The organism is Agromyces cucurbitae (assembly GCF_058349945.1).
Genome location: NZ_JBYRES010000005.1, coordinates 315404 through 341193, shown reverse-complemented (window position 1 = coordinate 341193; position 25790 = coordinate 315404). Strand labels below are relative to the sequence as shown.

General features: G+C 72.5%; 24 protein-coding genes and 1 tRNA gene. 13 read left to right on the top strand and 12 right to left on the bottom strand.

Annotation, left to right across the window (positions count from 1 at the left end):
- Positions 1–106: 106 nt before the first annotated feature.
- From AC3RJ6_RS18795 to AC3RJ6_RS18780, 4 genes are all read left to right on the top strand, one after another.
- Positions 107–769, top strand: a complete 663-nt coding sequence (locus tag AC3RJ6_RS18795; RefSeq protein WP_491428654.1) for a GNAT family N-acetyltransferase — start codon at positions 107–109, stop codon at positions 767–769.
- 52 nt (positions 770–821) lie between these two features.
- Positions 822–1871 carry a hypothetical protein gene (locus AC3RJ6_RS18790; RefSeq protein ID WP_491428653.1) on the top strand — a complete coding sequence of 350 codons (1050 nt, stop codon included), beginning with the start codon at positions 822–824 and terminating at the stop codon, positions 1869–1871.
- 54 nt (positions 1872–1925) lie between these two features.
- Positions 1926–1998: transfer RNA gene (locus AC3RJ6_RS18785), tRNA-Ala, on the top strand.
- A gap of 96 nt (positions 1999–2094) precedes the next feature.
- Entirely contained in the window at positions 2095–3594 is a 1500-nt protein-coding gene (locus tag AC3RJ6_RS18780) for an MFS transporter (RefSeq protein WP_491428652.1), read from the top strand.
- A 5-nt stretch (positions 3595–3599) separates the two neighbouring features.
- Here the strand turns inward: AC3RJ6_RS18780 and AC3RJ6_RS18775 are convergent, their stop codons facing one another.
- Both AC3RJ6_RS18775 and AC3RJ6_RS18770 read right to left on the bottom strand, forming a co-directional pair.
- Positions 3600–4295 carry a DNA alkylation repair protein gene (locus tag AC3RJ6_RS18775; RefSeq protein ID WP_491428651.1) on the bottom strand — a complete coding sequence of 232 codons (696 nt, stop codon included), beginning with the start codon at positions 4293–4295 and terminating at the stop codon, positions 3600–3602.
- A 52-nt stretch (positions 4296–4347) separates the two neighbouring features.
- Positions 4348–5001 (bottom strand): NADPH-dependent F420 reductase, encoded by a 654-nt coding sequence (locus AC3RJ6_RS18770; RefSeq protein ID WP_491428650.1) that lies wholly within the window; start codon positions 4999–5001, stop codon positions 4348–4350.
- A 210-nt stretch (positions 5002–5211) separates the two neighbouring features.
- Here AC3RJ6_RS18770 and AC3RJ6_RS18765 point away from each other — a divergent pair, with 210 nt between their 5' ends.
- Positions 5212–6336, top strand: coding sequence for an LLM class flavin-dependent oxidoreductase (locus AC3RJ6_RS18765; RefSeq protein WP_491428649.1), 1125 nt, complete (start codon positions 5212–5214; stop codon positions 6334–6336).
- A 20-nt stretch (positions 6337–6356) separates the two neighbouring features.
- Here AC3RJ6_RS18765 and AC3RJ6_RS18760 read toward each other — a convergent pair whose 3' ends face one another.
- The 8 genes from AC3RJ6_RS18760 to AC3RJ6_RS18725 all read right to left on the bottom strand — a co-directional run bounded on the left by AC3RJ6_RS18760 (position 6357) and on the right by AC3RJ6_RS18725 (position 13690).
- The gene (locus AC3RJ6_RS18760; RefSeq protein WP_491428648.1) at positions 6357–7493 is read right to left on the bottom strand and encodes a cation:proton antiporter; all 1137 of its coding nucleotides are present in this window, start codon (positions 7491–7493) and stop codon (positions 6357–6359) included.
- 64 nt (positions 7494–7557) lie between these two features.
- The gene (locus AC3RJ6_RS18755; RefSeq protein WP_491428647.1) at positions 7558–8052 is read right to left on the bottom strand and encodes a cation:proton antiporter regulatory subunit; all 495 of its coding nucleotides are present in this window, start codon (positions 8050–8052) and stop codon (positions 7558–7560) included.
- 61 nt (positions 8053–8113) lie between these two features.
- Positions 8114–9007 carry a metal-dependent hydrolase gene (locus AC3RJ6_RS18750; protein WP_491428646.1) on the bottom strand — a complete coding sequence of 298 codons (894 nt, stop codon included), beginning with the start codon at positions 9005–9007 and terminating at the stop codon, positions 8114–8116.
- 10 nt (positions 9008–9017) lie between these two features.
- Positions 9018–9191, bottom strand: a complete 174-nt coding sequence (locus tag AC3RJ6_RS18745) for a hypothetical protein (RefSeq protein ID WP_491428645.1) — start codon at positions 9189–9191, stop codon at positions 9018–9020.
- 106 nt (positions 9192–9297) lie between these two features.
- Entirely contained in the window at positions 9298–10488 is a 1191-nt protein-coding gene (locus tag AC3RJ6_RS18740; RefSeq protein ID WP_491428644.1) for an acyl-CoA dehydrogenase family protein, read from the bottom strand.
- 9 nt (positions 10489–10497) lie between these two features.
- Positions 10498–11493: a DUF4349 domain-containing protein gene (locus AC3RJ6_RS18735; protein ID WP_491428643.1), complete on the bottom strand. Its 996-nt coding sequence runs from the start codon at positions 11491–11493 to the stop codon at positions 10498–10500.
- 140 nt (positions 11494–11633) lie between these two features.
- Positions 11634–12467, bottom strand: coding sequence for an aldo/keto reductase (locus tag AC3RJ6_RS18730; RefSeq protein WP_491428642.1), 834 nt, complete (start codon positions 12465–12467; stop codon positions 11634–11636).
- 14 nt (positions 12468–12481) lie between these two features.
- Entirely contained in the window at positions 12482–13690 is a 1209-nt protein-coding gene (locus AC3RJ6_RS18725) for an MFS transporter (RefSeq protein ID WP_491428641.1), read from the bottom strand.
- Positions 13691–13939: 249 nt separating this feature from the next.
- Between AC3RJ6_RS18725 and AC3RJ6_RS18720 the strand changes: the two genes are divergently transcribed.
- From AC3RJ6_RS18720 to AC3RJ6_RS18710, 3 genes are read left to right on the top strand one after another with little or no spacing between them, the layout of a single operon-like run.
- Positions 13940–14839: an ABC transporter substrate-binding protein gene (locus AC3RJ6_RS18720; RefSeq protein ID WP_491428640.1), complete on the top strand. Its 900-nt coding sequence runs from the start codon at positions 13940–13942 to the stop codon at positions 14837–14839.
- Between the two features lie 29 nt (positions 14840–14868).
- Positions 14869–15873 carry an amino acid ABC transporter permease gene (locus tag AC3RJ6_RS18715; protein WP_491428663.1) on the top strand — a complete coding sequence of 335 codons (1005 nt, stop codon included), beginning with the start codon at positions 14869–14871 and terminating at the stop codon, positions 15871–15873.
- Entirely contained in the window at positions 15870–16664 is a 795-nt protein-coding gene (locus tag AC3RJ6_RS18710; protein ID WP_491428639.1) for an amino acid ABC transporter ATP-binding protein, read from the top strand. Before AC3RJ6_RS18715 ends, AC3RJ6_RS18710 begins: the two co-directional genes overlap by 4 nt.
- Before the next feature lie 31 nt (positions 16665–16695).
- On the opposite strand, the gene hrpA is transcribed toward AC3RJ6_RS18710, so the two are convergent.
- A complete protein-coding gene (hrpA, locus tag AC3RJ6_RS18705) occupies positions 16696–20697 on the bottom strand; it encodes an ATP-dependent RNA helicase HrpA (RefSeq protein ID WP_491428638.1) in 4002 nt (1333 codons plus the stop codon).
- A 55-nt stretch (positions 20698–20752) separates the two neighbouring features.
- On the opposite strand from hrpA, the gene AC3RJ6_RS18700 reads away from it, so the two are divergent.
- The 5 genes from AC3RJ6_RS18700 to pnuC are packed head-to-tail and all read left to right on the top strand — an operon-like array spanning position 20753 to position 25353.
- A complete protein-coding gene (locus AC3RJ6_RS18700) occupies positions 20753–21487 on the top strand; it encodes a DUF1684 domain-containing protein (RefSeq protein WP_491428637.1) in 735 nt (244 codons plus the stop codon).
- A gap of 12 nt (positions 21488–21499) precedes the next feature.
- A complete protein-coding gene (locus AC3RJ6_RS18695; RefSeq protein ID WP_491428636.1) occupies positions 21500–22327 on the top strand; it encodes an aldo/keto reductase in 828 nt (275 codons plus the stop codon).
- Positions 22328–22346: 19 nt separating this feature from the next.
- Positions 22347–24254 carry a thioredoxin domain-containing protein gene (locus AC3RJ6_RS18690; protein ID WP_491428635.1) on the top strand — a complete coding sequence of 636 codons (1908 nt, stop codon included), beginning with the start codon at positions 22347–22349 and terminating at the stop codon, positions 24252–24254.
- Positions 24251–24673 (top strand): DUF3054 domain-containing protein, encoded by a 423-nt coding sequence (locus AC3RJ6_RS18685; protein ID WP_491428634.1) that lies wholly within the window; start codon positions 24251–24253, stop codon positions 24671–24673. Before AC3RJ6_RS18690 ends, AC3RJ6_RS18685 begins: the two co-directional genes overlap by 4 nt.
- Positions 24670–25353, top strand: a complete 684-nt coding sequence (gene pnuC, locus AC3RJ6_RS18680) for a nicotinamide riboside transporter PnuC (RefSeq protein WP_491428633.1) — start codon at positions 24670–24672, stop codon at positions 25351–25353. Before AC3RJ6_RS18685 ends, pnuC begins: the two co-directional genes overlap by 4 nt.
- Before the next feature lie 30 nt (positions 25354–25383).
- On the opposite strand, the gene AC3RJ6_RS18675 is transcribed toward pnuC, so the two are convergent.
- On the bottom strand, positions 25384–25716 hold the full coding sequence (locus AC3RJ6_RS18675; RefSeq protein ID WP_491428632.1) for a hypothetical protein: 333 nt from the start codon (positions 25714–25716) through the stop codon (positions 25384–25386).
- Between the last annotated feature and the right edge of the window lie 74 nt (positions 25717–25790).

Sequence of the window (25790 nt, the reverse complement as noted above, 5' to 3'; positions counted from 1 at the left end):
TCAAGGCCGTGATCCAGCTCGCCGTCGACCGCGACGACCTCGGCCGAGACCTCAAGCACTGGCTCATCGACTACACCAGCACCCTCCAAGAACCCACCGCCTGACGATGGCCGCCCCGTCCCTGCCCACCCTGCGCGACGGCGAGGTCGTGCTCCGGCCCATCCGGGTGCGCGACGCGAAGGCGCTCGAACGCGTGCTGCTCGCGAACCGCGGATGGCTCAAGCAGTGGGAGGCGACCTACCCCGGCGGCGGGTCGTTCATCGACGCCCGCGCGTCGATCCGCAACCTGCTCGCCCACGCGCGCGGCGGGCACGGGCTGCCCTTCGTGATCGAGGTCGACGGCGAGCTCGTCGGTCAGCTCAACGTCTCGTCGATCAGCTACGGCTCGCTGTCGTCGGCGACGATCGGGTACTGGGTCTCCGAGCACGTCGCGGGCCGCGGCATCACGCCGACCGCGGTGGCGCTCGCGACCGACTACTGCTTCGGCGTGCTGCGCCTGCACCGCATGGAGATCTGCATCCGTCCCGAGAACGGGCCCTCGCTGCGCGTCGTGGAGAAGCTCGGGTTCCGCTACGAGGGGCTGCGCCGCCGGTTCATCCACATCGACGGCGCGTGGTGCGACCACTTCGCGTTCGCGCTCGTGACGGAGGAGGTGCCCCGCGGCGTGCTCCGTCGCTGGCGCGACGGCCGGGTGCCGGCCGACGCCGCGCGCATCACCGCTGAGGACCTCGCGGCCTCGGCCGAGCCCCTCCGCCTGACAGATCGCTGAACACGCCCGCGCCGATTCGAGCGTGCGGTCGCGCGTGTCCTAGCGTTATCGCATGGATGTGATCGGCGGGGGGATCCTGATCGCGGTGGCGGCCGCGTTGTGGGTCGCGTACCTGCTGCCGAACTGGCTGCGCCGCAGGCAGTACCTCGCCACCGAGCGCAACGCCGTGCGCCTGCAGCAGACCCTCCGCATCCTCGCCGAGACCGCCGAGACCCCCGAGCCGGTGGTCGTCGAGGCCACCGCTCGTGAAGTCGCGACGCAGCAGCGCATCCTGCACGAGCAGGAGGAGACGGCCCGGTTCGCGGCCGAGGCCGCCGAGCAGACCGCCATCGCCGAGCGGCGAGCGGCTGAGGAGGCGGCGGATGCCGCGCGTGCACGTGCGGCGGCCGCCGTCGCCGCTCACGCGGTCGTCACCGAACCCGTCGCGGTCATCGCGCCGGCGTCGGCAGGAGCGACCCCGAGCACGTCGGAGGCGGCATCGTACGACGCCGCCCGACGGGCGCGCCGGGCTGTTCGACGCCGTCGTGCCGCGTGCACGCTCGTCGCGTTCATCGCACTCATCACGATCGTCGCGGGTCTCATCGCCGCGGCGTTCGGCGCGTCGCTCCTCATTCCCGCGGCGGGCGGCGTCGCCTTCCTGGGCGCCGTGTTCGGGCTGGCACGCCTCGCGAAGGCGCGGCCGAAGCCCGTCGCCGCGTCCGCGCCGGTCGCGCCGGCGGCACCGGTGGCCTTCGAGCCGATCGAGTTCGCCGAGGCCGAAGCCGAGGTGGAGGGCTGGACCCCCCGGCCGCTGCCGAAGCCGCTCCACCTGTCGCGGGGCACGATCGCCGCAACCGCCATGGCCTCCATCGAGGCCGCCGCCGAACTCAAGCGCGCCGAGAGCGAGGCGCTGCTCGCCAGGCGCGCCGCGCGGATCGCCCCGCCCGTGCCGAAGCTCACGCCCGCGGCATCCGCGCCTGATCGTGCCGCCCGCGTGGCCGAGGCGGGCGCGAGCCCCGCGGCGACGGCGAACCCGTACGCGCGCATGGGCATCGTCGACGACGCGCGCCCCGGCATGGACGACCTCGACGCCGTGCTGCGACGTCGGCGTGCCGCCGGCTGATCGGGCGAGTGGTCAAGAGCACCCCTCGAGGGATGGTAGGCTCGTTCACGGCTCGGGCCCATGGCGCAGTTGGTAGCGCGTCTCGTTCGCAATGAGAAGGTCGGGGGTTCGAATCCCCCTGGGTCCACCGAGAGAAGGCCCCCGCTTCGGCGGGGGCCTTCGGCATTCCACCCGTCGGGCGCGGTTCCGCGGCGCGGCGAGCACCGGGCATAGGCTGGAACGGATGTCTCAGCCGCCGGTGACCCGCTCCATCCCGCTCTCGGACGAGCACCGCTGGCGCGCGTACTGGGTCTGCGTCGCGGTCGCCGCGCTCACGATCCTCGACCTGTCGAAGGTCAACGTCGGCCTGCCTTCGATCGAGGACGCCTTCGGGGCGACCTCGACCGAGCTGCAGCTCATCGTGGCGGGCTACGTGCTGACCTTCGGCCTCACGCTCGTGCCGGCGGGCCGCATCGGCGACCAGCGTTCGCGCAAGACCCTGTTCGTCGTCGGCCTCAGCCTCTTCACGCTCACGAGCCTCGTCGCGGCGCTCGCGCCGAACGCGACCGTGCTGCTCGTCGCCCGGCTCGTGCAGGGCGTCGCGGCCGGCATCCAGATGCCGCAGGTGCTCGGCATCATCCAGGAGCTGTTCCACGGGGCGGAGCGCGGCAAGGCGTTCGGCCTGTTCGGCGCGACGATCGGGCTCGCGACGGCGTTCGGACCGACGCTCGGCGGCCTCATGATCGCGATCGGCGGCCCGACCGACGGCTGGCGCGGCATCTTCTGGATCAACGTGCCGTTGGCGCTCATCGCGATCGCGCTCGCGATCTGGCTGCTGCCCGTCACGCGGCATCCGTCCGACAAGCCGTTGTCGCTCGACCCGGTCGGCCTGGTGCTCTTCGCCGTGACGGTCGTCGCGCTCATGTGGCCGTTCCTGCTCACGACCGGATCGCCCGACGACGACCCGGCGCGCTGGTGGGTGCTCGTCGTCTTCGTGCTCGCGCTCACCGCCTTCATCGCGTGGGAGCGCCGCTACGCGGCATCCGGCCGCCACCCGCTCGTGCCGCTCGGCCTCTTCGGCGTGAGCTCGTTCCGCAACGGCATCTCGCTCGCGAGCGTCTACTTCGCGGCGATGCCGTCGATGTTCCTGCTGACGACCCTGTACCTGCAGCACGGGCTCGGGCTCGAGGCCGTGTTCGCGGGCATGGTGGGCATCGGCTTCGCCCTGCTGAGCGCGCTCACGTCGTGGATCGGCGGCAACCTCGTGAACCGGCTCGGGCGGCCGCTCGTCGTGTGGGGCCTCGTGCTGCTGCTCGCGGGCATCGGCCTGCTCGTGCTCGCGGCGCTCGCGACCCCGCCCGCCGTGACGCCGTGGGCGATGGCGGGGGCCATGGTGATCGGGGGCGCGGGCGGCGGGCTCGTCGTGTCGCCCAACCAGACGCTCACGCTCATGGACGTCCCGGTCAAGCAGGGCGGCCTCGCCGGCTCGGTCGGCCAGCTCGGCCAGCGCATCGGCACCGCGATCGGCACCGCCGTGACGCTCTCGCTCTTCTACTCGACGATCTTCCGCGAGTCCGACGGGCAGCCCGACCTCGCCGTGTACCACGACGCGTACGGCCTCGGCATGCTCGCGGTCGCGGTGTTCGTGGCGATCGCGTTCGCGATCGGCGTCGCCGACCTCGGGGCGCGTCGGCGCGAGCGGCGGCCGCTCGGCGAGCCGCCGGCGGAACCGGGCGAGGGCTGAGCCCGTCAGCGGATCGCGAGGACGCGCGTCCGTTCGTCGTTCGGGAGATGCTCGATCGCGGCGCGCAGCGCGACTCGCGGCATCGTCGCGGCGTGCGCCTCGACGAACGCGAGATGGCGCTCGGGCGCGAGGTCGCCCGCCGAGCGCAGCACCCAGCCGACGGCCTTCTGCACGAACGGCGCCTCGTCGGCGGCGAGGCGCTCGGCGATCGCGAACGCGTCGTCGGTCTCGCCCCGCTTCAGGAACGCGAACGTCGCGACGAGCGCCGTGCGGCGTTCGGGCCAGAAGGCGGATGCCGCGAGGCGGCCGAGGGGCGCTCGATCGTGCGCCACGAGGTGACCGCCGACCACGTCGCGCGCGGCGAGGTCGACGAGGTCCCACTGGTCGATGCGGTCGTGCCGCGACAGGTAGAGGTCGTACAGCTCGGTTCGTCGCGCCTCGTCGGTCGCACGCCGCGCGGCCGACCTGCCCATGATGCTGCACGCGAGCGCGCGCACCTCGTGGGTCGGCTCGGCGAGCAGCCGCTCGAGCTCGCCGGTCGGCAGGTCGAGCGCGGTCTTCGCGAGGTCGAAGACGGCGCCCATGCGCACGCCGATGAACGGCGCCGTCGCGTCGTCGGGGAAGTAGCGGCGGTACTTGACCCGCTCGGTCTCGTTCGCCATCGCCTCGAGTGCGGAGATCAAGCCCGCGGCATCCGTCATGCCCTCGCCCCTTCGCATCGTCGCTTCAGGCTAGCGGGCGCGGCCGCGGGCGTCAGGCCGCGAGGTGGGCGGCCGGGGTCATGAGCGCGGCCAGCTCGGCGGCGCTGAGCTCGCGACCGAAGGCGGGATGCCCCGGCTCGAGCGCGACCCCGTGCTCGAGCGCCCCGCCGTCGACCGGGTCGAACCCGATCGCGTCGATGAGGGCGGCGACCTCGGCACGAGCGCCCGGGTCGTCGCCGACGACGGCGAGCGCGCGCCGCAGCGGGTCGCCTGCGGGCAGGCTGTCGTCCTCCATCTCGTGATAGCCGAGGTGGTTGAGCGACTTCACGACGCGGGCGCGCGGGTTGCGCGCGGCGTTCTGCTCGCTCGTCGTACGCGGGTCGGCGTCGACGTCGGCGAGGTTGCCGTCGACGGGCGGCCAGTAGTTCATCGCGTCGACGACGATGCGGCCGTCGAAGGCGGCCCACGGCACGGTGCCGGCCTTGCCGAAGGGCACCGCGACGATGATGACGTCGGCACGGGCCGGGAGTGCGTCGGAGGCGACGACGTGCGCGCCGGGCGCGACGACGCCGACGAGCAGCTCGAGTGCGGTCTGCCGGGGCGACCCCGCGATGAGCACCTCGTAGCCGGCGTCGACGAGCAGGCGAGCGAGGGCCGTGCCCACCTTGCCCGCTCCGTAGATGCCGATCACCGGGCGATCCGTCACAGTCTCCATGCTCCCATTCCGCTCGATGCATTGCTCGTTCCATGCATCGACATGGAACACAACGCCGGCCCGGCCGGCGCAATTCCCGCTGGAGCCCCGGGCGCACGCAGGAATAGTCTCGGCGTGGGGCTGGTTCGACTGAATGCATGCGTATGCATGCGAAGATTTCCGCCGGGTGCACGGAGCCCGGCGACGACGAGAGAGGCCGGCATGACCGAGCATTACGAATTCGGACTCGACACCTTTGGCGACGTCACGGCCGCCGCCGACGGCGCGACGCTGCCGCACGCGCAGGTGCTGCGCAACGTCGTCGAGGAGGCGGTGCTCGCCGACCGGCTCGGGCTCGACTTCTTCGGCATCGGCGAGCACCACCGGCACGAGTTCGCGGTCTCGGCGCCCGAGGTCGTGCTCGGCGCGATCGCCGGCCGCACCGAGCGCATCCACCTCGGCTCCGCGGTCACCGTGCTGAGCTCCGACGACCCCGTGCGCGTCTTCCAGCGCTTCGCGACGCTCGACGGCCTCTCGGGCGGGCGCGCCGAGGTCATCCTCGGGCGCGGTTCGTTCATCGAGTCCTTCCCGCTCTTCGGCTTCGACCTCGGGCAGTACCAGGAGCTCTTCGAGGAGAAGCTCGAGCTGTTCGCCGCGCTGCTCGAGCAGGAGCCCGTCACGTGGGAGGGGCGGCTCCGCCCGCCGCTCACCGACCAGCTCGTCTACCCGCCCGTCGAGCACGGGCACCTGAAGACCTGGGTCGGCGTCGGCGGCAGCCCCGAGTCGGTCGTGCGCGCAGCGCACTACGGCCTGCCGCTCGTGCTCGCCATCATCGGCGGCAGCCCCGCGCGGTTCGCGCCGCTCGCCGATCTCTACCGCAAGGCGCTCGCCCAGTTCGGCAAGCCCGCCCAGCCGGTCGCGATCCACTCGCCGGGCTTCATCGCGGACTCCGACCAGGAGGCGCTCGACACGCTCTGGCCGCACTACCAGGTGATCATCGACCGCATCGGCCGCGAACGCGGCTGGGGTCCCGCGACGCGCGAGCACTTCGAGGCCGAGGCGTCGTCGCACGGCGCGCTCTACGCCGGCTCGCCCGAGACGGTCGCGCAGAAGATCGCCGCCGCGATGCGCTCGATCGGCGCGGTGCGCTTCGACCTCAAGTACTCGAACGGCACCCTGCCGCACGAGGCGATGATGGGCAGCATCGAGCGCTACGCGACCGAGGTCGTGCCCCGCGTGCGCGAACTGCTCGCCGCGGCCGACGCGGCCGACGCCGAGCTCGATGCGGCGGCGGCGCTCGGTCGGGCCGATCGCGCCGACGCGGCCGCGGCCGACCTCGCCGACTGATCCGGGGGCGGGGCGCCGGGTCAGGCGGCCTGGCGCGCCCGCTGCTGCCGCCGGCGCACCGCCTGGCGGAACCACATGGCGTCGGGCACCCGGGCGAGGAACGTGCCGGCGATGATCGTGATGAGCACGTAGTCGGTCGCGAGCGAGGCGAGCGCCGGCTCGACGCCGGCCGTCACCGCCAGGCCGGCGATCACGATCGAGAACTCGCCGCGGGGGGCGAGCGAGAAGCCGGCGCGCCAGCGTCCGAGCGTGCCCACCCCGGCGCGAGCCGCGGCGTAGGCGCCGGTCACGAGCTTCGTCGCGATCGTGATGACCGTGAGCAGCAGTGCGGGCACGATCATCGTGAGGAGCTGCGACGAATCCGTCGTGAGCCCGAAGAACACGAAGAACGTCGCGGCGAACAGGTCTCGCAGTGGTGTGAGCACCTGGCTCGCGTTCGCCGCCACCCGGCCCGAGAGCGCGATGCCCACGAGGAACGCGCCGACCGCGGCCGACACCGAGACCTCCTGGGCGAGGCCAGCGACGAGCATCGTGAGGCCGAGCACGCCGAGCAGCAGCGGCTCGGCGTGGTCGGCGGGGAAGAGCCTCGAGACGAGGTGGCCGTGCCGCAGCGCGATGTAGAGGATCACGACGACGACCGCGACCGCGATCGCGACCGCAACGGCCCCCTGCACGAGGCTCACGCCGATCACGATGGCCGAGAGCACGGGCAGGTAGAACGCCATCGCGAGGTCTTCGATGACGAGCACGCCGAGGATCGCGGGCGTCTCGCGGTTCGACAGGCGGCCGAGGTCGCGCAGCAGTTTCGCGATGACGCCCGACGACGACACCCAGGTGACCCCCGCGAGGGCGACCGCCGCGACCGGGCCCCAGCCGAGGATGAGCGCGAGCGCGGCACCGGGCAGCGCGTTCAGCAGCCCGTCGACGACGCCGGGCATGCGCGCCGACTTCAGGCTGTCGAAGAGCTCGGTCGCCGTGTACTCGAGACCGAGGAGGGCCAGGAGCAGGATGACGCCGATCTCGGAGCCGGTCTGCAGGAACTCGATGCTCGCGTCGAACGGGATGATGCCGCCCGAGCCGAAGGCGAGGCCGAGCACCAGGTAGAACGGGATCGGCGAGAGGCCGATGAGCAGCGCGAGCCGGCCCAGCAGACTCATTCCGAGAAGCAGCGCGCCGACTTCGATGAGGAGGAGCGTCGTCTCGTGCATGCGGGGCCCGGCGTCAGTCGGGTCCGTTGGCGAGCAGTCGCGAGACGCCGTCGAGCCCTTCGCGGGTGCCGACGGCGACGATCACGTCGCCGGCGCGCAGGGGCTCGGACGGCGTGGGGGAGGCGATGACCTGGCGGTCGCGCACGATCGCGACGATCGAGGCGTGCGTGCGCGTACGGGCCTTGGTGTCGCCCAGGGTGCGGTTGAGGTACGGCGAGTCGGTCGGCAGCGCGATCTGCTCGGTGTAGAGGCCCGCGGTCTCGTCGGAGAGGCTCGTCAGGCGGCTCAGCATGACCGAGGCGCTCAGCACGTCGGCCAGGGCGGCGGCCTCGTCGTCGTTGAGCGCGACCGAGTCGCGGCACGCGTCGGGGTCGTCGATGTCGAACACGCCGAGGTCGCGCTCGCCGTCACGGTGCGAGACCACGCTGATGCGCCGCCCCGCTTCGGTCACGAGGTCGTGACGTACGCCGATGCCGGGCAGGTCGACCTTCTCGATGCGAATACCCACGCCCGTAATCGTAACCCCGTTCGAGGATGCCTCGGCCGGTCGCGGCCGGGGCGCCGTCGGGTCAGCGGGCCGAGTCGACCCCGGTGCGCATCTCGAGCACGGGCGTGCCGCCGTCGTCGACGAGCTCGAATGCGACGCGCACCCCGCCGAGCTCGCCGAGCGAGTCGACGTGGGTGCCGCCGCAGGCGATGCGGGCGGTGCCGTCGGGCAGCTCCGCGACCCAGCTGCGCCGGTCGGTGAGCCGGTCGCCCTCGCGCTCGATGCGCACGGCCGAGCCGGCGGCGATCCACTCGCCGACGGTCGCCCCGACGGTCGCGGCGAGCTCGTCGAGCCCGTCGGCGAGATCGGTCGCGTCGAAGCCCGCGCGGCGCAGCGACTTGTTGAGCCGGTAGCGGTCGACCGAGCCGAACGGCTCGATGCGGCTCGATGCGATCGCGATGCCGTCGAAGTCGGGGCTGCCGAGCGCATCGGTGCGGGCCGGCTTCGACCAGCGCGACGCGACCGCGCGGTTGAGGGCGAGGGATGCCGCGTGGCAGGCCGTGTGGCCCAGCGAGAGCGCGCGTCGGGCCGAGGCATCCGCCGTGATGACGACCTCGTCGCCCTCGGCGATCGCCGCATCGCCGTCGACGAGGTGCGCGACGACGAAGGCCCAGCCGTCGGTGCCCTTGCGCACCGGGATGTCGCCGCCGAGGTGCAACTCGGCGCCGTCGGTCGCGGCGACGACCGCGTCGCGGATCGGCAGCTCGCCGGTGCCGGCGGGCGCAGCCGCCGGCCGCAGCGAGCCCGCGTCGGCGGGCTGGTCGGGCCAGGCCGCGTCGACGGGGTGGAACGGCGTCGCGTCGGTCAGCACGGCGATGAGGCCGTCACCGGCGGGCGCCGTGTGCAGCACGGTCGCGCGCTGCTCGAGCTCGCCGGCGGGGTAGGTGACGATCGTGTCGTGGGCGGGCAGCGTCATCGAGGCGGCGTCAGTCGTCGGCGCGGCCGAGGATGTGGAACGGGATCGCGAGCGCGGCGGCGACCGCGAGGATGCCCGAGAAGAAGACGAGCGCCTGGAACTCGGCCAGTTCGGGCGCGACGCCCATGATCCACATGCCGAAGACGAAGAGTCCCAGGGCGATGACGGTGGCGACGACGTTCACAACGACCTCCAGAGTGCGGGGGGCGACGTTCGCCGCCTCCGCCAGTCTATCCATCGGGCCGGTGCGGGGCCGTGCCTCCGAGTGCGGGGAACGGGGTGGCGCCGGATCAGTCGGGCACCGGGCCGAGCCACGCGTTCGCGACCGTCGAGTGCGCCGACTCGTCGTCGGAGGGATGGAAGATGCCGGCGAGCACGTCGCGGTAGAGCCGACCGAGCTCGGAGCCGGCGAAGTAGGTCGACCCGCCCGAGACGCGCACGGCCTGGTCGACGACGTGCTTCGCGGTCTCGGTCGCGCGCACCTTCACGCCCACGAGCTTCGCGAACCATCCCGCACCGTGGTCGACGAGGTCGTCGAGGTCGCGCGCGACCGACTCGAGCTGCGGTGGGATGGCGTCGTAGGCGATCGCCGCGTCGGCGACGCGCCAGCGGATGTCGGGGTCGTGCGCCAGGGGGCGGCCGTCGTTCTTCATCGACGTGCGCCGGCCCGCCGCGGCGACCGCGAGGTCGAGGGCGCGCCGGCCGATTCCCGTGTAGACGGCCGCGAGCAGGAGCTCGAAGTTCGCGAAGATGCCGAAGATGAGCGGGTCGGCGTTGGGGCCCGGGTCGAGCCGGCGCACGATGCGGTCGGGGGCGGCGTAGGCGCCGTCGAGCACGGTCGTGCGGCTCTGGCTCGCCCGCATGCCCATCGTGTTCCAGTCGTCGAGGATGCGCACGTCGGGGTCTTCGCGGTCGATGAAGCCGTACACGAGCTTCGGCGCGTCGGGGGAGTCGGTGTCGAGCCCCATCGTGCCGAGCCGGGTCCACGCGGGCGAGAGCGACGTGAAGATCTTGCGCCCGGCGTACCGGTAGCCGCCGTCGGCCTGCGGCTCGGCCGTCGTGCGCGAGCCGAAGAGCATGAGGTCGTTGCCCGCCTCGGAGATGCCGAACCCGAACACCTCGCCGGCGCCGGCCTCGCGCAGCACGAAGTCGAGCGAGTCGTCGCCGCGGTCGCGCAGCACCTTCGCGACGCCCGTCCAGACGAGGTGCATGTTGACGGCGAGGGCGGTCGCCGGCGCGGCGCCCGCGAGCCGCATCTGGGCGTGCACGGCGTCGACGAGGCTCCAGCCGAGCCCGCCGTACTCGGCCGGCACGAGGGCGGTCAGGTAGCCGGCCGCGCGCAGCTCGTCGAGGTCGTCGTCGAAGAACGCGTTGTCGCGGTCGTACTCGGCGGCGCGGGCGCGGAAGCGCTCGAGGAGGTCGTCGTCGAGGAGGGCTTCGGGGGTCGGGCTCTGCGTCGTGGTCTCGGTCGTCGCGCTCACGTCGCCAGACTACGCCCGCGGGGCCGGCCCGGCGGGGGTGCGAACCGGTTCGGATGCCTCGTCGTCGGGCGACGCGGGAGTCGTCGTCGCCGGGGGCGTCGTCGCGGGAGCCGTCGCCTCGGGCATCGCCTCGCCCGTCGGCGTCGAGCGGCGCCGCCCGCGGGCGGCGAGCACGACGATGAGCGTCACGACGCCGGCGATGACGACGAGCAGCGCGAACCACGGCAGCAGGACGCCGAACACGACGGCGAGCGACGAGGCGAAGCCGACGAGCGCCGTCCAGCCGGCGACGACGCCGCTCCAGAAGTCGTCGGGGGCCGGCGACGGTGCGTCCGCCGGCGTCGTGAGGTCGAGTGTGAGGGTCGAGTAGTCGACCTGGTCGACGAGCAGGTCGCGCTGCTGGGTGAGGCTGTCGAGCTCGGCCTGCCGGGTGGTCAGCTCCGACTCGATGGCGATGAGGTCGTCGATGTTCTCGGCCTTCGCGAGCAGCTGCTCGAGTCGCTTCACCGAGGTCGAGAGCGCCCCGATCCGCGCGTCGAGGTCCTTGCGCTGCTGCGTGACGTTCGAGGACTCCGTCTGGACCGAGTCGACGTGCCCCAGCTCGCGGAGTTCGTCGACCACGTCGTCGAGTTCGTCGGCCGGCACGCGGAGCACGAGCTGCGCGCTCGCCGACGACGAGTCCGTGCCGGGGTGCTCGGTGCGACTGTCGATGCGGCCGCCCGCTCGCTCGGCGATCCCGGCCGCCTCCTCCGCGGCGTCGATCGGGTCCTCGACGGTGATCGAGATCCAGGCGGTCGTGATCATGCTCTCGTCCTGGACGTCGGGGGCGGCGACGGACTCGTCCGCCGCACCGTCGTCGGCGCCCGAGGTGCCGCCTTCCGCGGGTCCCCGCATCCCCGGTTCGGCGACGCCGGGCGAGCTCGAACCGCCCGCGTCCATGGAGCAGCCGGCGAGCAGGATGGCGATGATCGCGGCGGACGCCGCCGCGGGTGCGAGTCGTCTCATGCGGTCAGGCTAGGGCCGGTCGATGCAGCGATGTCTGAGCGTCGGCTGGGAGAGCGGTCACGATCGGATTGCGCTGTGACCCGACCGTGATCGACCCGTGACCAGGTCGTGATGGAGCTGCCTCCTCCGCCTCGGGCGATTCAGTCGTCGTCGGGATCGCGGCCGGTGCGCTCGCCGGTCGCGAGCGCGTCGATCGCGGCGAGGTCGGCGGCGCCGAGCTCGAAGTCGAAGACGTCGAGGTTCTCGCGGATTCGCTCGGGCGACGACGCCTTCGGGATCACCACGTTGCCGAGCTGCACGTGCCAGCGCAGTACGACCTGCGCGGGGCTGCGCCCGTGCTCGGCCGCGAGCCGCGCGAGCACGGGGTCGTCGAGGAGCCGGCCGCGGGCGAGCGGCGACCAGGCCTCCGTGCGGATGCCCCGTGCGGCGTGGAACTCGCGGAGCGCGGCCTGCGGCAGCCGGGGATGCAGCTCGACCTGGTTGACGACGGGCACGACCCCGGTCTCGCCGATGATGCGCTCGAGGTGGTGCGCGTGGAAGTTCGAGACGCCGATCGAACGCACGCGACCCTCGTCGCGGAGCCGGACGAGGGCCCGCCAGGTCTCCACGTAGCGATCGGTGGACGGCACCGGCCAATGGATGAGGTACAGGTCGAGCCGGTCGAGCGCGAGCCGCCGCATCGAGGCGTCGAACGCGCGGAGCGCCTCGTCGTAGCCGTTGTCGTCCTTCCAGACCTTGCTCGTCACGAAGAGCTCGTCGCGTGCGACGTCGGCCGCGCGCACCGCCTCGCCCACGCCGCGCTCGTTCTCGTAGAACGCCGCCGTGTCGAGGTGCCGGTAGCCCGTCGCGATCGCCGTGCCGGCGAGGCGGGCCGCGTCGTCGGCCGGCACCTTGTAGAGGCCGTAGCCGAGCTGCGGGATCGACCGTCCGTCGGCGAGCGGCACCGACGGTGCGAGGGGGAGCGGTCGGGGCATCCTGCCGCCTTTCGTCAACTGGGTTGGAGCGGCACCGGTTCGGTGTCGGGGATGGGGCTCGCGTCGCGGCCGCGGAGGTCGGGATGCCACGGACGGCCGATCACCGCGGCCGCGACGCCGAGGAGCGCGATCGCCCCGGCCGCCCAGAACGCGCCCTGCGCGCCGAAGCCGTCGATGAGGAAGCCCGCGAGCGCCGAGCCGAGCGCGGCGCCGATGAGCTGGCCCGTGCCGACCCAGCCGTAGGCCTCGGCGGTGTCGGAGAACTTGACGCTCGCCGAGACGATCGAGAACAGCACGGCGAGTGCCGGGGCGATGCCGATGCCAGCGATGAACAGCGTGATCGAGAGCCACCAGAAGTCCATGACGAAGGCGGCGAGGGCCGTGCCCGCGAAGACGATGAGCATGCGGCGGGCCGTCGACCACGGTCCGATGGGCACGTGGCCGAGGAACAGGCCGCCCGCGAGCGAGCCGATGGAGAAGATCGCGAGCACGATGCCGGCCTCGCTGCCGTCGTGGCCGAAGACGGCGACGACGCCCGCCTCGATCGCGGCGCACGCCCCGATGAGGAGGAACCCCACGATCGTCGCGAGCAGCACCGCCGGCCGCGCGAGGACCGTGCCGAAGCGCCGCTTCGACCGCGGGATGCGGACGCGGCCGAGCTCGGGGGAGGAGATGAACCACGCGCCGCCGACGACCATGAGGACGGCGGCGAGCAGGATGCCCCAGACCGTGCCGATCTGCGTGGAGACGAACGTCGTGACGACGGGGCCGACGACCCAGATGATCTCCTGCGCCGACGCGTCGAGCGAGTAGAGCGGGGTGATCTGGCGCGAGTTCACCATCTTCGGGTAGATGGTGCGCACGGCCGGCTGGATGGGCGGCGTCGCGAGGCCCGCGATGAGGCCGACGACCATGTACAGCGGCACGGTGAGCGGCAGCACGCCGATCGCGACGATCGCCGTCACGCAGATCACGAGGGTCACGACGAGCACCGGGCGCATGCCGAAGCGCCCCATGAGGCGGCTCGTGAACGGGCCGGCGACGGCCTGGCCGATCGAGGTCGCGGCGAGCACGAGGCCCGCGGCGCCGTACGACCCGGTCTGCTGCTCGACGTGCAGGAGGAAGGCGAGCGACAGCATGCCCGCCGGGAAGCGCGCGGTCAGCTGGGCGGCGATGATGCGCGCGACGCCTCGCGACTTCAGCAGTTCGGAGTAGGTTCCCACGGTGCGCCAAGCCTATCGAGCGGTGCCACCGGCGTTCCGGGCGGCGTTGCGGTGCGGCATCCGGTGCCGAAAAGACGGAATCTTGCGTCTCGAGGCGACGAAGCGGTGGTTTCGAATCGCGGCCGAATCGTGATCTGCCGGAATGCTTGCGTCGTGCGTGCCGTGGATTAGGCTCGGTCTACGGCGACGGAGCCTCACTTTGCGCTCGGTCGTTTGTCCCCATCATCGCGTGACGACAGAGGTACCAACATGAACATCCGCCGACTCCTCCTGCCGGCCGCCATCGCCTCCGCCGCGGCCCTGCTCTTCACCGGCTGCGTCAACAACTCCGAGAGCGAGGGCGGCGCCGAGAGCACCGCGCCCAAGACCTCGGTCGAGGCCGACGACGCCGCGGTCGCCCTGCTGCCCGCCGAGGTCAAGGACTCGGGCGTGCTGCGCATCGGCACCGACGCGGAGTACCCGCCCAACGAGTACAAGAACGACGCCGGCGAGCCGGTCGGCTGGGGCGTCACGCTCGCCGAGGCCGTCTCGGCCAAGCTCGGCCTCGAGCCCGAGTGGGAGATCCTGAGCTTCGACAGCATCATCCCGCGCATCCAGGAGGGTGCGCTCGACATGGGCTCGTCGTCGTTCACCGACACGGTCGAGCGCCAGGCGTCGGTCGACTTCGTCGACTTCCTCAACGCGGGCAGCCTGTGGGCCGCCCCCGCCGGCAGCGACATCACCCCCGACACCGCGTGCGGCAAGACCGTCGCCGTGCAGTCCGGCACCATCCAGCACACCGACGAGCTGCCCGCCCGCAGCCAGGCGTGCGTCGACGCGGGCGAGGAGCCCATCGAGATCCTGCCGTTCGAGGGCCAGCCCGAGGTCACGAACGCGGTCGTCAACGGCAAGGCCGACGCCTTCTCGGCCGACCTGCCCGTGACGGGCGACGCGGTCGCCAACCTCGACGGCCAGCTCGAGACCGTCGGCGAGATGTTCGACGCCGCGCCCTACGGCTTCGCCACGCAGAAGGACAGCGACATGACGAAGGCCGTGCAGGCCGCGGTGCAGTCGCTCATCGACGACGGCACCTACCTCGAGATCCTCAAGGCCGCCGGCATCGAGTCGGGCGCGGTCGACGAGGCGACCATCAACGGCGCCACCAACTGATCCGGTAAGTCACCGCAGTCATGTCCGACATGCAGTCCCGGCCGGCGGGGTCCGAAGCCCCGCCGGCCGGCACCGGAAGCGACACGCCGCCCGAGGCGATCAAGGCCATCAAGCTGCGCCACCCGTGGCGCATGGTGCTCGCCGTCGTGCTCATCGTGCTCGTCGTCCTCTTCGTGGTCGATGCGGCCGTCAACCGGCCGGTCTACAACTGGAACGAGGTCGGCAAGTACCTGTTCGACACGCGAGTCGTCGAAGCCGCCGGGTACACCCTCCAACTGACGGTGTACTCGATGGTCATCGCCATCATCCTGGGAATCGTGCTCGCCGTCATGCGCCTCTCGCCCAACCCCGTCGTGAAGTCGGTGGCGTGGGTGTACCTCTGGCTGTTCCGCGGCACCCCGGTGTACGTGCAGCTCGTGTTCTGGGGCCTCATCGGCGTCATCTACAAGTCGATCGACATCGGCATCCCGGGCAACGAGCCGTGGATCTCGATCGTCACGAGCGACCTGCTCAGCTACTTCGCCCTCGCGATCATCGGCCTCGCGCTGAACGAGGCCGCCTACATGGCGGAGATCGTGCGCGCCGGCCTCCTCGCGGTCGACCGCGGCCAGGAGGAGGCGGCCACGGCGCTCGGCCTCGGCTGGTGGCACACCATGAGCCGCGTCATCCTGCCGCAGGCCATGCGCGTGATCATCCCGCCGACCGGCAACGAGGTCATCTCGATGCTGAAGACCACCTCGCTCGTCATCGCGGTGCCGTTCACGCTCGAGCTGTTCACCCGTACCCAGGACATCGCGGCCAAGACGTACCAGCCGGTGCCGATGCTCATCGTCGCGTCGATCTGGTACCTCGCGATCACCTCGATCCTCATGGTGGGCCAGTACTACCTCGAGAAGCACTACGCCAAGGGCATCGACCAGCGGCCCGCGCCGCAGAAGCCGACGGTCGAGACGAAGGCGGTCTCGGCCGTCGACCTCGACGCCGACGGGGGCGCGGTTCCGCCGTCCGACCACCACGCCGGAGGAGGAGCATGAGCGCCGTCCAGTCGTCCACGACGACGCAGACCCCCATGGTGAAGGCCGAGGCGGTGTCGAAGTCGTACGGCTCGAACCTCGTGCTGCGTTCGATCTCGCTCGAGGTGAAGCGCGGCGAGGTGCTCTGCCTCGTCGGTCCGTCGGGCTCGGGCAAGTCGACCTTCCTGCGCTGCATCAACCACCTCGAGACGGTGAGCGCCGGCCGGCTGTCGGTCGACGGCGAGCTCGTGGGCTATCGCCAGCACGGCGACAAGATCTACGAGCTGCACCCGAAGGACGCCGCGAAGCAGCGCCGCGACATCGGCATGGTGTTCCAGCGGTTCAACCTCTTCCCGCACATGACGGCCGTCGAGAACGTGATGCTCGCGCCGACGCTGCTGAAGAAGGGGCAGTCGAAGGCGCAGCTCAAGTCGCGCGCGCTCGAGCTGCTCGCCCGAGTCGGCCTCGCCGAGCGGAGCGACTACTACCCGGCGCAGCTCTCGGGCGGCCAGCAGCAGCGCGTCGCGATCGCCCGGGCGCTCGCGATGGAGCCGAAGCTCATGCTGTTCGACGAGCCGACGTCGGCGCTCGATCCCGAACTGGTGGGCGAGGTGCTCGAGGTCATGAAGGAGCTCGCGAAGAGCGGCATGACGATGATCGTCGTGACGCACGAGATGGGCTTCGCCCGCGAGGTCGCCGACACGCTCGTCTTCATGGACGGGGGCGTCGTCGTCGAGTCGGGCGACCCGCGTGAGGTGCTGTCGAACCCGCAGCACCAGCGGACCCGCACCTTCCTCTCGAAGGTGCTCTAGGCCGAAGGCCGACCAGGAGGCGCTCGCCGGCTCAGCCGGCGAGCGCCTTCTGCACGCGTTGCACCGACACGGTCTCGGCCGTGCGCAGCTCTTGCGCGAAGAGCCCGACGCGCAGCTCCTCGAGCATCCACCGCACCCGCACGAGCACCGGGTCGGCGTCGGGGCCGATCGGCAGCGTGCCGCCGGCCTGCTCGTAGGCCTGGCGGGCGGCGTCGTACTCGTTCATGAGCTGCCGGTCGCGTCCCGGATTGTCCACGAGCTTGCGCACCCGCACGGTGATCGCCTCGAGGTAGCGCGGCAGGTGCCGCAGCCGTTCAAGTCCCGTCGTGGACACGAAGCCGTTGGGCACGAGCGCGGCGAGCTGCTCGCGCATGTCGGCGAGGGCCGCCATGAGCTGGATGCTCGAGGCGCCCGAGACGGCGCGGTCGGCCTCACGGGCCGTCTTCAGGATGCGCGAGGTGAGCGACACCGTCTCGAAGAGCCGGTCGACGATCGCCGCGGCGACCGCGTCGCGCACGGCGTCGAACTCGGCCCGCGTGCGCAGGATGCCGTCGGGGTGCCGGGCGCGCAGCTCGGCGTCGACGCAGGCGGCGAGGCAGTCGTCGAGCAGTGCACGGGTCGACGGGTAGGCGCTCGAGGCGAGCGCGAGCTTCTCGTCGTTCGACAGGTGCTCCTGCACGTACGCGACGGGCGTCGGGGTGGCGAGCACGATGAGGCGCCGGATTCCGCGGCGGAGGGCTCGATCGCGCTCCTCGGCGGTCGCCACGAGTCGCAGCGCGACAGAGTCGCGCTCGTCGACGAGCGTCGGGTAGGCGCGGATGACGTTGCCGGCCTGGTTCGTGTCGAGGTGCTCGGGCAGCGCCTCCCACTCCCACGCGGTGATGCCGCCGCGCTCGGCGAGCTCGGGCGGCGGGGTCGCCGCGACCGGCCCCCGCGGTCGGGCGGTGCCGGCGTCGGGGGTGCGTGCGTCGCGCCGTGCGCGCCGGTCGGCGCCCGCACCGCTCACGGCACGGGCGACGGCGTCGCGGGTGCGGTCGGCGAGGCGCGACTGGAGCTCGCCGAGGTCCTTCGACGTGCCGAGTACGCGGCCGCGCTCGTCGACCGCCCGGAAGGTGACCCGCAGGTGCGGCGGCACGCGGTCGAGGTCGAAGTCGCCCGGGTCGACCGGCGTGAAGGTCAGCCTGCGGATGGCACGGCCGACCTCGGCCGTGAACGGTTCGCGCGCCTCGCCCGACTCGGGCCCGCTCGGAAGCTCGGCGGCGATCTTCGCCGCCCACTCGGCGGCCGGCACGACCTGCCGGCGCAGCACCTTCGGCAGCGAGCGCAGCAGCGCCGTGATGAGCTCGTCGCGGAGGCCGGGCACCTGCCAGTCGAACCCGGTCGCCTCGATCCTCGGCAGCAGCACGAGCGGCACGACCACGCTCACGCCGTCGTCGTCGGCGCCGGGCTCGAAGCGGTACGAGAGCGAGAGCGTCTGGTCGCCCTGCCTCCACCGATCGGGGAATCCGTCGTCGCGGCCGTCGGCGGCCTCGTCGCCGAGCAGGTCCTCGCGCCGCATCCTGAGCAGGTCGGGGCTCGTGCGCTGCGCGCCGCGCCACCACCGCTCGAACGATCGCACGTCGGCGACGTCGTGCGGCACGCGCGCCTCGTAGAACGCGACGACCGCCTCGTCGCCGGCGAGCAGGTCGCGCCGACGGGTGCGCTCCTCGACCTCGCCGAGCTCTCGGCGGAGCGCGCGGTTCTGCCGCATGAACGCGAAGAGCCGGCGGTCGAGGCGCGAGGTATCCCAGTCCTCGTCGACGAGCGCGTGCCGGATGAACAGCTCGCGGGCGAGCTCGGCGTCGACCCGGGCGAGCTGGATGCGTCGCTTCGCGACGATCGGCACGCCGAAGAGCAGCACCTTCTCGTCGGCGACGGCCGAGCCCTGCTTGCGCTCCCAGCGAGGCTCCGAATAGCTGCGCTTGGCGAGGGGGCCGGCGAGCTGCTCGGCCCAGGCCGGGTCGATCGCCGCATTGGTGCGGGCGAAGAGCCGGCTCGTCTCGACGAGCTCGGCGCTCATGAGCGCCAGCGGCGGCTTCTTCGCGAGCGCCGAGCCCGGGAAGATCACGAAGCGCGTGTTGCGGGCACCGACGAACTCGGCGTCGCGTCGGCGCCCTCTGCGGTCGGCATCGCGTGCGGCACCGGCGCCCCCGCGCCCCGTCGACGTCTTCGCGTCGTCGCGGAGGCCGATCTGCGAGAGCAGGCCCGCGAGCAGTGCCCGGTGGATGCCGTCGCCGTTGGGCTCGCCCGCCCGTTCGGCGACGTGCAGGCCGAGCGGCTTCGCGAGGCGCACGAGCTGGCGGTACAGGTCCTGCCACTCGCGCACGCGCAGGTAGTTGAGGAACTCCGACTTGCACATGCGGCGGAACGCGCTGCCCGAGAGCTCGCGCTGCTGCTTCTCGAGGTGGTTCCAGAGGTTGAGGATCGTGAGGAAGTCGCTCGTCGGGTCGACGAACCGGGCGTGGAACCCGTTCGCCTCTTCCCGCCGCTCGAGCGGCCGTTCGCGCGGGTCCTGGATGGTGAGGCCCGCGACGATCGCGAGCACCTCGCGCGAGACGCCCTGCGTCTTCGACTCGAGCACCATGCGGGCGAACCTCGGCTCGATCGGCAGCCGGGAGAGCTGGCGACCGATGGGGGTGAGCTGCGGCCCGTCGCCCTCGGCGCCGTCGTCGAGCGCGCCGAGCTCGCGCAGCAGCTCGAGGCCGTCGCGGATGCCGCGCGCGTCGGGCGGGGTGAGGAACGGGAACTCCTCGATCTGGCCGAGCCCGAGCGAGGCCATCTGCAGGATGACGGCCGCGAGGTTCGTGCGCAGGATCTCGGGATCGGTGAACTCGGGCCGCCGCTCGAAGTCGTCTTCGGAGTACAGCCGGATCGCGATGCCGTCGCTCGTGCGGCCCGACCGGCCCGAGCGCTGGTTCGCCGAGGCCTGCGAGATCGGCTCGATCGGCAGCCGCTGCACCTTCGATCGCACCGAGTAGCGACTGATGCGCGCCGTGCCGGCGTCGACGACGTACCGGATGCCCGGCACGGTGAGGCTCGTCTCGGCGACGTTCGTCGCGAGCACGACGCGTCGCCGCACGCCCGCGACCTTCGACGGCTCGAACACCCGGTGCTGGTCGGCGGAGGAGAGCCGGCCGTAGAGCGGCAGCACCTCGGTCTCGCCGCCGCGGCCGCCCGCGTAGCGGGCGCGCACCGCCTGCTCGGCGTCGCGGATCTCGCCCTCGCCCGAGAGGAAGACGAGCACGTCGCCGCGGGACTCGCGGTCGAGCTCGTCGAGAGCCTCGATGATGCCGCGCTGCACGTCCTTGTCTTCGGCGGCGGCGCCCTCGTCGTCCTCGTCGTCGCCCGCAACGGCCTCGGCGACGAGCGGCCGGTAGCGCACCTCGACGGGATAGGCTCGCCCCGACACCTCGATGACGGGGGCGGGCTCGCCCAGCCCGTCGTCGGTGGGCGCTGACGCGAAGTGCTCGGCGAAGCTCTCAGGGTCGATCGTCGCGCTCGTGACGATGACCTTGAGGTCGGGGCGGCGCGGCAGCAGGCGCTTGAGGTAGCCGAGCAGGAAGTCGATGTTGAGGCTGCGCTCGTGCGCCTCGTCGATGATGATCGTGTCGTAGCGGCGCAGCTCGCGGTCGCGGTGGATCTCATTGAGCAGGATGCCGTCGGTCATCACCTTGATGCGCGTCGAATCGCTCACGCGGTCGGTGAAACGCACCTGGTAGCCGACGAGCCCGCCGAGCTCGACCCCGAGCTCCTCCGAGATGCGCTCGGCGATCGTGCGCGCGGCGATGCGCCGCGGCTGCGTGTGCGCGATCGACGTGCGACCGAGCTCGAGGCAGATCTTCGGCAGCTGCGTCGTCTTGCCCGAGCCCGTCGCGCCGGCGACGATCACGACCTGGTGCGCCTCGAGCGCGCGCGCGATCTCGTCGCGCTGCGCGGAGACCGGCAGCTCGGCGGGATAGGTGATCACGGGGATCGGGGCGGCGGGCGATGACATAGCCCTCCATCGTATGACGAGCCGCAGCGGGTGCGCCGCTCGGTAGCGTTGGAGCATGACGAGCGAACCCACCGAGAGCGACTGGCTCGCCTGGCGTGCGGCCCGAGCGGCGAGGGCGACGGCACCGCACGGGCTCGCCGCCCTGCGGCACACCCACTGGCTCGGTGCCGAGCCCGAGGCGGTCGAGGGCGCGCCCGGCAGCTGGTCGGTCGACGACGGCGCGGTGGTCGGCGTCGGGCTCGAGGATGCCGCGGGGCCGGTGCGCCTCGCACCCGGCGACGAGCTCGAGGTCGGCGCGAAGCTGCTGCGCGCGTTCGAGCGCGACGGGGCGCTCGCGCTGCGCGTGCTCGATCCCGAGGCGCCGACCCGCACGTCGCTCACGGGCATCGACGCGTACCCGTTCGCCCCGGAATGGGTGGTCCGCGCCCGGTTCGAGGCCGCCGACGGCGCGATCGACGTCACGAGCATCGACGGCCACGCCTCGACGGAGGCGGCGGGCGGCATCGCCCGGTTCGAGGTCGACGGCACGCCCGTCGAGCTCACGCTGACCCGTGACGAGGGCGGGCTCGGCGCCGTGTTCGCCGACGCGACGAGCGGCGACGAGGCCTATCGATTCCGGTTCCTCGTGGTCGGCGAGCCCGAGGGCGACGGCACCGTCACGATCGACTTCAACCGCGCCTACCTGCCGCCGTGCGCGTTCAGCGACCAGTACGTCTGCCCGCTGCCCTCGGCGGGCAACCGCTGGCGGGTGCCGGTGCGCGCGGGGGAGCGGATGCCCGTGCTTTCGTGATGTGATGGCCGCATGACGGTTCCCCGCATCCAGCTCAACGACGGCCACTCCATCCCGCAGCTCGGCTTCGGCGTCTTCAAGGTCGACCCGAAGGAGACCGAACGCATCGTGACGGATGCACTCGAGGTCGGGTACCGGCACCTCGACACGGCTCGCATCTACGGCAACGAGTCGGGGGTCGGGCGTGCGATCGCGGCGTCGGGCCTCCCGCGCGAGGAGCTGTTCGTCACGACGAAGCTCTGGAACGACGACCAGGGCACGCAGTCGGTGCACGACGCCTTCGAGGCGAGCATCGACCGGCTCGGCCTCGACTACGTCGACCTCTACCTCATCCACTGGCCGAGCCCCGCCCGTGATCGGTACGTCGACACGTGGCGCGAGTTCGAGAAGATCCGCGCGAGCGGCCGGGTGCGCTCGATCGGCGTCTCGAACTTCCTCGTGCCGCACCTCGAACGGCTGCTCGACGAGACCGACGTCGTGCCGGCCGTCGACCAGATCGAACTGCACCCGGCGCACCAGCAGCCGGCGACCGCCGCCTTCGCCGAGGAGCACGGCATCGCGATCGAGGCGTGGGGACCGCTCGGCCAGGGCAAGTACCCGCTCTTCGAGCTGCCCGAGATCGCCGGGCCGGCGGCGGTCCACGGCAGGACCCCCGCCCAGGTCGTCATCCGCTGGCACCTCCAGCGCGGGCACGTCGTCTTCCCGAAGTCGACGCACCGGGCGCGGATGGCCGAGAACTTCGACGTCTTCGACTTCGAGCTCGACGAGGCCGAGATGCAGGCCATCACGGCGCTGGAGCGAGAGGGCCGGGTGAGCGCCCACCCCGACGAGGTGAACTGAGCGGGGCTAGGCTGGGCGCATGGGCCGTCGTCTCGCAGACGCCGTCAGCCCCTACCTGCGGGCCCACGCCGGGAACCCCGTCGACTGGTTCCCGTGGGGCGGCGACGCCTTCGACGAGGCCCGCGTCCGCGACATCCCGGTCATGATCTCGATCGGTTACGCGACCTGCCACTGGTGCCATGTCATGGCGCGCGAGAGCTTCAGCGACCCCGAGACGGCGCGCGTGCTCAACGAGCGGTTCGTCTCGATCAAGGTCGACCGCGAGGAGCACCCCGACGTCGACTCGAGCTACCTGGCGGCGGCCTCGGCGTTCACGCGCGAGCTCGGCTGGCCGCTCACGGTCTTCGCGACCCCCGACGGGCGGGCGTTCTACGCAGGCACCTACTTCCCGCCCGTGCCGCAGCGGGGCATGCCGTCGTTCCGGCAGGTGCTCGCGGCGGTCGACGAGGCGTGGCGAGAGCGGCGCGAGCAGCTGACCGACACCGCGGAGGCGGTCGCCGGGGCGCTCGCCGCGGCGGCGACGGTGCAGACCGCGGGCGGCCTGCCCACGACCGTCGAGCTGGATGCCGCGGTGGGAGCGCTCGCGGCGCAGGAGGATCGCGTGCACGGCGGCTTCGGCGGCGCCCCGAAGTTCCCGGTCGCCCCCGTGCTCGGCTTCCTCGGTCGCAGCGGCGCCGACGGGCGCGAACTGGCCCGCCGAACGGTGCGGGCGATGGCGGCGTCGCCGCTGCGGGACCCGCTCGACGGCGGCTTCTTCCGGTACGCCACGCGTGCGGACTGGAGCGAACCCCACTACGAGCGCATGCTCACCGACAACGCCCTCCTGCTCGCGGTGGCCGCCGACCTCGCGCGCGACGACGCGGCGCTGCTCGACGTCGCCCGCGGCACGGCCTCGTTCCTCGGCGCGACGATGCGGCTGCGAACCGGCGGGTTCGCCGCGGCGCAGGACTCCGAGAGCGTCGTCGACGGCGTGCGCACCGAGGGCGGGTACGCGCTCGCCGATGCCGATGAGCGGCGCTCGCTCGAGCCGCCCGCACTCGACGAGAAGGTGCTCACCGGGTGGAACGGGCTCGCGATCGGCGCGCTCGCGCGAGCGTCGCAGACCCTCGGCGGAGGCGACGGCGAGCGCGCGCTGGCGGACGCGCGAGACGCCGCCGACTTCGTGATCGGGCACCACGTCGCGAACCGCGAGCGCCTCGTGCGGGCCTCGCGCGACGGCCGGATCTCGGCGGCCTCGGCCGCACTCGAGGACCACGGCATGCTCGCCGCGGGTCTCGTCGAGCTCGCGCTCGCGAGCGGAGAGGTGCGGTACGCCGAGGTCGCGCGCGAGCTGGTCGACGCGGTGCTCGACGCCGCCGAGGTCGCCGCCCGTGCCGGGTCGGCCGGCGGCGCTCCGTTCGCAGTACCGGGCGGGCCCGACCCCGTGCTCGCCGCCAGGGGGCTCGCACTGCCCGACGATCCCGCCGAGGGAGCGACGCCGTCGGGCGCCACCGCGTGCGCCGAGGCGGCGTGGCGACTGTGGCTGATCGGGGCGGGAGATCGCTACCGCGCGGCCGCGGAGGCTGCGATGACGCGCGTCGCCGGCGTCGCCGTCGAACGTCCGATCGCGTTCGGCGGCGCACTCGGGCTCATGGCCGAACTCGCCGCCCCCGTCGTGCAGCTCGTGACGGTCGTGCCCGACCGTGCCGGGCGGGCCATGCCCGACGACGAGCGCGGTGCGGCACTCGTCGCCGAGAGCCGCACGCACGAGGCATCCGTCGCCGTCGTCGTGACGGCCGAGGAGGCCGGCCGCTTCGCGGAGGCCGGATTCGAGCTGTTCGCCGGCCGCGGGCTGCGCGACGGTGCGGCCGCCGCGTACCGCTGCCGCGAGTTCGTGTGCGCGATGCCGGTCGTCGATGCCGCCGCGCTCCGTACGATGGAGGGATGAGCGGAACCGTCGCCGAACCGGCGAGCACCGGCAGATCGAGCACGTCGGTCGCCCTCGCGAGCCTCGCGCTCGACCTCGTACTCGTCGTGGTGTTCGTGCTGATCGGGCGCCGCAGCCACGCCGAGGCGCTCGACGTCGCCGGCATCGCCGCGACGGCGTGGCCCTTCGTCGTCGCCGCGCTCGCGGGCTGGGCGATCGCGCGCGCGTGGCGCAGGCCGACCGCCGTGTGGCCGACCGGTCTGATCGTGTGGGCCGTGACCGTCGCCGGGGGGCTCGCACTCCGGGTCGTCGCGGGCGACACGGCGCAGCCGGCGTTCATGATCGTCGCGACGCTGACCCTCGCGCTGTTCCTCATCGGCTGGCGCGCGCTCGCCGCGCTCGTGCGCCGGATCCGCAGCCGGGCACGGACCTCGGCATGATGCCCGCAGCGGAGCCCGGCCCGATCGAGTGGCTCTTCGACGCGCAGCTCGTCATCGGCGGCCAGGTGATCCTCTGGCGCGAGATCGTCGGCAACCTGTTCGGCCTGGCGTCGGCGCTCGGCGGCATGCGGCGCAAGGTGTGGGCGTGGCCAGTCGGCATCATCGGCAACGCGCTGCTCTTCACCGTGTTCATGGGCGCGGTGTTCCACACCCCGAACCCGGTCAACCTGCTCGGCCAGGCGGCGCGCCAGCTCATGTTCATCGTCGTGTCGATCTACGGCTGGATCCAGTGGTCGCGGCACCGCCACGAGTCGGCGAACGCCGTCGACCCGCGCTGGGCGACGGGTCGCGAGCGCGTGCTGCTCGTCGTGCTGCTCGTCGGCGGCACGCTCGTGCTCACGCCGATCTTCCGCGCGCTCGGCTCGTTCGAGCCGGTGTGGGCCGACGCGTGGATCTTCATGGGGTCGCTGCTCGCGACGTGGGGCATGGCGAAGGGCTGGACGGAGTTCTGGCTCATCTGGGTCGCCGTCGACATCGTCGGCGTGCCCCTGCTCGTGTCGGCCGGCTACTACGCGTCGGCGCTGCTCTACCTGTTCTACGGGGCGTTCACGCTGCTCGGGTTCTTCACCTGGCTGCGCGTGCAACGCCGTCGCGAGGCGGCGTCGGCCGAACCCGCCTGACGGCGGTTCGTCGCCCGCTGGCGCGGGGCCTCACCAGGGGGCGGGCACGCGATCGAGCAGCGCCCACACGGCGCCGCTCAACTCGGGATGCTCCAGTGCGATGCCCCGCAGCAGCTCGAACTCGAACCGCGCCGCCTCGCCGGGGCGGGCCGCAGGGTGGTACGCGCGCGACCTGGCGGGCCCCCACGTCTCCGACTGGAGTCGTTCTTCGCGCAGGGTCGCGACGACCTGCTCGTCGACCGAGGGCAGGTCGGGCAGGAACATCCACGGGTCTTCGCCGAGGCGGCAGCGCAGCTCGATGAGTGCGGCGAGCTCGTCGCGCGCGTCTTGACGCAGGCGTTCGAGCGCCGGTGACTCCGTCATATGCGACCCTCCCTCGCCTGCCACGATCGTACGCCCACGCTACGCGCACCGTGTGACAGGCGGGTTACGGGGCG

Excerpts from the sequence above, each read along its gene's own strand:
- AC3RJ6_RS18795 (WP_491428654.1), top strand. The coding sequence starts at position 107 with ATGGCCGCCCCGTCCCTGCCCACCCTGCGCGACGGCGAGGTCGTGCTC.
- AC3RJ6_RS18790 (WP_491428653.1), top strand. The coding sequence starts at position 822 with ATGGATGTGATCGGCGGGGGGATCCTGATCGCGGTGGCGGCCGCGTTG.
- AC3RJ6_RS18780 (WP_491428652.1), top strand. The coding sequence starts at position 2,095 with ATGTCTCAGCCGCCGGTGACCCGCTCCATCCCGCTCTCGGACGAGCAC.
- AC3RJ6_RS18775 (WP_491428651.1), bottom strand. The coding sequence starts at position 4,295 with ATGACGGATGCCGCGGGCTTGATCTCCGCACTCGAGGCGATGGCGAAC.
- AC3RJ6_RS18765 (WP_491428649.1), top strand. The coding sequence starts at position 5,212 with ATGACCGAGCATTACGAATTCGGACTCGACACCTTTGGCGACGTCACG.
- AC3RJ6_RS18760 (WP_491428648.1), bottom strand. The coding sequence starts at position 7,493 with ATGAGTCTGCTGGGCCGGCTCGCGCTGCTCATCGGCCTCTCGCCGATC.
- AC3RJ6_RS18750 (WP_491428646.1), bottom strand. The coding sequence starts at position 9,007 with ATGACGCTGCCCGCCCACGACACGATCGTCACCTACCCCGCCGGCGAG.
- AC3RJ6_RS18735 (WP_491428643.1), bottom strand. The coding sequence starts at position 11,493 with ATGAGACGACTCGCACCCGCGGCGGCGTCCGCCGCGATCATCGCCATC.
- AC3RJ6_RS18730 (WP_491428642.1), bottom strand. The coding sequence starts at position 12,467 with ATGCCCCGACCGCTCCCCCTCGCACCGTCGGTGCCGCTCGCCGACGGA.
- AC3RJ6_RS18720 (WP_491428640.1), top strand. The coding sequence starts at position 13,940 with ATGAACATCCGCCGACTCCTCCTGCCGGCCGCCATCGCCTCCGCCGCG.
- AC3RJ6_RS18715 (WP_491428663.1), top strand. The coding sequence starts at position 14,869 with ATGCAGTCCCGGCCGGCGGGGTCCGAAGCCCCGCCGGCCGGCACCGGA.
- AC3RJ6_RS18710 (WP_491428639.1), top strand. The coding sequence starts at position 15,870 with ATGAGCGCCGTCCAGTCGTCCACGACGACGCAGACCCCCATGGTGAAG.
- hrpA (WP_491428638.1), bottom strand. The coding sequence starts at position 20,697 with ATGTCATCGCCCGCCGCCCCGATCCCCGTGATCACCTATCCCGCCGAG.
- AC3RJ6_RS18700 (WP_491428637.1), top strand. The coding sequence starts at position 20,753 with ATGACGAGCGAACCCACCGAGAGCGACTGGCTCGCCTGGCGTGCGGCC.
- AC3RJ6_RS18695 (WP_491428636.1), top strand. The coding sequence starts at position 21,500 with ATGACGGTTCCCCGCATCCAGCTCAACGACGGCCACTCCATCCCGCAG.
- AC3RJ6_RS18690 (WP_491428635.1), top strand. The coding sequence starts at position 22,347 with ATGGGCCGTCGTCTCGCAGACGCCGTCAGCCCCTACCTGCGGGCCCAC.
- AC3RJ6_RS18685 (WP_491428634.1), top strand. The coding sequence starts at position 24,251 with ATGAGCGGAACCGTCGCCGAACCGGCGAGCACCGGCAGATCGAGCACG.
- pnuC (WP_491428633.1), top strand. The coding sequence starts at position 24,670 with ATGATGCCCGCAGCGGAGCCCGGCCCGATCGAGTGGCTCTTCGACGCG.
- AC3RJ6_RS18675 (WP_491428632.1), bottom strand. The coding sequence starts at position 25,716 with ATGACGGAGTCACCGGCGCTCGAACGCCTGCGTCAAGACGCGCGCGAC.